Source organism: Microcoleus sp. OTE_8_concoct_300, assembly GCF_031383065.1.
Lineage (GTDB): Bacteria > Cyanobacteriota > Cyanobacteriia > Cyanobacteriales > Microcoleaceae > Microcoleus.
Genome location: NZ_JANMZH010000204.1, coordinates 1 through 2,236 on the forward strand (window position 1 = coordinate 1; position 2,236 = coordinate 2,236).

At 44.7% G+C, this 2,236-nt stretch carries 5 protein-coding genes; 3 read left to right on the forward strand and 2 right to left on the reverse strand.

Annotated features, from left to right (window positions below):
• The first annotated feature begins 7 nt into the window (after window positions 1–7).
• Genes ACUVJL_RS10055 through ACUVJL_RS10065 form a run of 3 tightly spaced genes read left to right on the forward strand, consistent with a single transcriptional unit; the run spans window position 8 to window position 732 of the window.
• A complete protein-coding gene (locus ACUVJL_RS10055; protein ID WP_445245334.1) occupies window positions 8–166 on the forward strand; it encodes a helix-turn-helix domain-containing protein in 159 nt (52 codons plus the stop codon).
• Between the two features lie 56 nt (window positions 167–222).
• Window positions 223–435, forward strand: coding sequence for a helix-turn-helix domain-containing protein (locus tag ACUVJL_RS10060; protein ID WP_190735550.1), 213 nt, complete (start codon window positions 223–225; stop codon window positions 433–435).
• 54 nt (window positions 436–489) lie between these two features.
• Window positions 490–732, forward strand: a complete 243-nt coding sequence (locus ACUVJL_RS10065; protein WP_445245710.1) for a helix-turn-helix domain-containing protein — start codon at window positions 490–492, stop codon at window positions 730–732.
• Window positions 733–866: 134 nt separating this feature from the next.
• On the opposite strand, the gene ACUVJL_RS10070 is transcribed toward ACUVJL_RS10065, so the two are convergent.
• On the reverse strand, window positions 867–1,235 hold the full coding sequence (locus ACUVJL_RS10070) for a hypothetical protein (protein ID WP_445245711.1): 369 nt from the start codon (window positions 1,233–1,235) through the stop codon (window positions 867–869).
• A 16-nt stretch (window positions 1,236–1,251) separates the two neighbouring features.
• Window positions 1,252–1,455 (reverse strand): hypothetical protein, encoded by a 204-nt coding sequence (locus ACUVJL_RS10075; protein WP_445245712.1) that lies wholly within the window; start codon window positions 1,453–1,455, stop codon window positions 1,252–1,254.
• Window positions 1,456–2,236: the final 781 nt, after the last annotated feature.

Sequence of the window (2,236 nt, forward strand, 5' to 3'; positions counted from 1 at the left end):
CTGGACGATCAAAGAGGTTTCTGACCGATCGGGAGTCAACTACAGCACCCTCAGCACCTATTCACGTTCTCCAGGAATGGCAATGGTTGATTTTACTTGTCTGCTGAAGTTGGCACGTACTTTTGACGTGATGGTGGAAGATTTGGTTGAGGTCGTCAAAGAGTAGTCGATCGCTTTTTGGGATAAAACTATCCGATGATGGTACACCATCATTTGTCAAGTATGGGTTTAGTCAGGTTAAAAGTCAGAGAACTAGCTAGCGAGAAAGGCTGGACGCTGAAAGAAGTTTCAGAACGATCGGGAGTAATTTACAGCACCGTCAGACACTACGCCCGCTGTCCGGGAGTGTCAACCATTGACTTTATTTCTATACACAAATTGGCTCGCACCTTTGATGTAATGATTGAAGACTTGGTGGAAATTGTGCAGGAGTGAGCGATCGCTTTTTACGATAAAATTTTATCCCAGAGTAAATCTAGTGTTCTGTCGATGGGTTTAATTAGATTGCGGGTTCGAGAGTTGGCTGCTGAGAAAGGCCCGACGATCAAAGAGGTTTCAGAGCGATCGGGCGCAGTCTACAGCAAGCTGAGAACCTATGCCCGATCGCCCGGATTAGCAACAGTTGACGTGAGGGCCTTGCACAAGTTGGCGAGGACTTTTGATATCATGTCCGGTCGAGCGACCGCGATTTTTGTAGGGGAGGGTTCGCCAACAATACCTGCCAATAATTGATTATCTCAAAAACCCGCCCCGACCGGGATATTATGGTTAATCGATCCGACATGATATGATTTGTCGATCGAAGATTTGTATGAAATTGTGCAGGAATAGTCGATCGCTTTTACGAACTAATTATCCAGTCAATATTATTCGACAGTTGCTAGCATCTGATTGACAGACTCGCTTTGTTGTAGTGCTTCCCAATCCGATGTAACAGGTTGGTAAGAACAGTAACACACCACAATTCGCTCCTCAGTATCGGAAGCAGAAAACTGCTGAACGCGAGTAACTACCCAATCTCCATCTTTCCCGTGGGTGACTCCATTACCGGGGTCAGATAGATTTTCATAATCGCGGGTTTTGTCCCCTACTTGAGGAATTTCTGGGTTTTCTTCCCAAGTCCAATTTTCCCAAAGTATATTAGTGAGACCGCCCCTCGGCATAAGCTGACGTTTTTCCCAGCCGGGAGCACTCATGCTTTCGGTTTTGTAGACAATCCAGATTTTTTTTGCCATTTTTCCTCCCTTTCCTTTAATCTTGGTAATCTTGCCACATATCCTGAAACGAGGTTTGTTCCCCGTCAAACACGCAAGCCACATCAGGGGGGGTGTTACGAGTCACTCGGATTTCTTTTAACCGCCAGTGGTATTTTTCGCCCATCTTTTCACAGAGTTCGGGATCTGTAACATGGTGTACGTTTTCTGGCTTTGGATTCGGTACGCTATCGCTCCTCACTTCAGACTTCCCTTACAGTTTAAAAACTAAATGTCTTGCCCTGTATGCCTTCGCTCCACCGCCGCACGCCGCAGCTATGTGTTGTTTTGGTTTTGACTTGCTTCTATTTTTGGTTGCTCAGCCTTCATGACATATTGCTCCTTGACACTCCCTGACCTAAAGGACAGGGATTCTTAATTCAGCGACTGACCTTAAAATGTTGCGTCCTTTCGGCAATACTCAAACTTTTTAACCGTAGGAATTCTACCCATTAACGAGCCTGATTCGCAGTCACTCCAGAGGGTCTATCTCCAAAAGCGTACTAGGACATTTACCTAGAGTTCGGGTATGCCCTACCCTACTTAACAAGACTAAATAGTTTGTTTCTCTGGTTAAAGGAACTGTGTTAAGCCCCTAGCTGTTTATAGAGTTTTCGCCCCTCTTTGTCCCCCGGGTTACGCCTAAAAGTGTGTCGTTAACTGTTTTTATGCACGATGGCGCAGGAGTTTAACCTTGACCACTCTAGTATACTAGAAATTTCCTGACTTTTAGGAAGGGATTTAATAAATTAAAGCCGTCCTAGAAGGACAGGGTTTTAGACCCAATTTTCTTGATAAACCCTATCTATCCGCTGTTCGGCTCGCTATACAATATATTTTGCTCGATCGAAATTCCCGCCCCGGCTCAGCGATCCCCAGCCTTTCCTCCTGCATCCTTCGTCGCTTACATCTTATAAGATATGTTACAAGTATTTTCGGAATGTAAAGCAAAATAAACAATACTTATGATGATAAAAAGAATA

Bases quoted from the DNA above. Each gene is read 5' to 3' on its own strand.
- ACUVJL_RS10060 (WP_190735550.1), top strand. From the start codon at position 223: ATGGGTTTAGTCAGGTTAAAAGTCAGAGAACTAGCTAGCGAGAAAGGC.
- ACUVJL_RS10065 (WP_445245710.1), top strand. From the start codon at position 490: ATGGGTTTAATTAGATTGCGGGTTCGAGAGTTGGCTGCTGAGAAAGGC.
- ACUVJL_RS10070 (WP_445245711.1), bottom strand. From the start codon at position 1,235: ATGGCAAAAAAAATCTGGATTGTCTACAAAACCGAAAGCATGAGTGCT.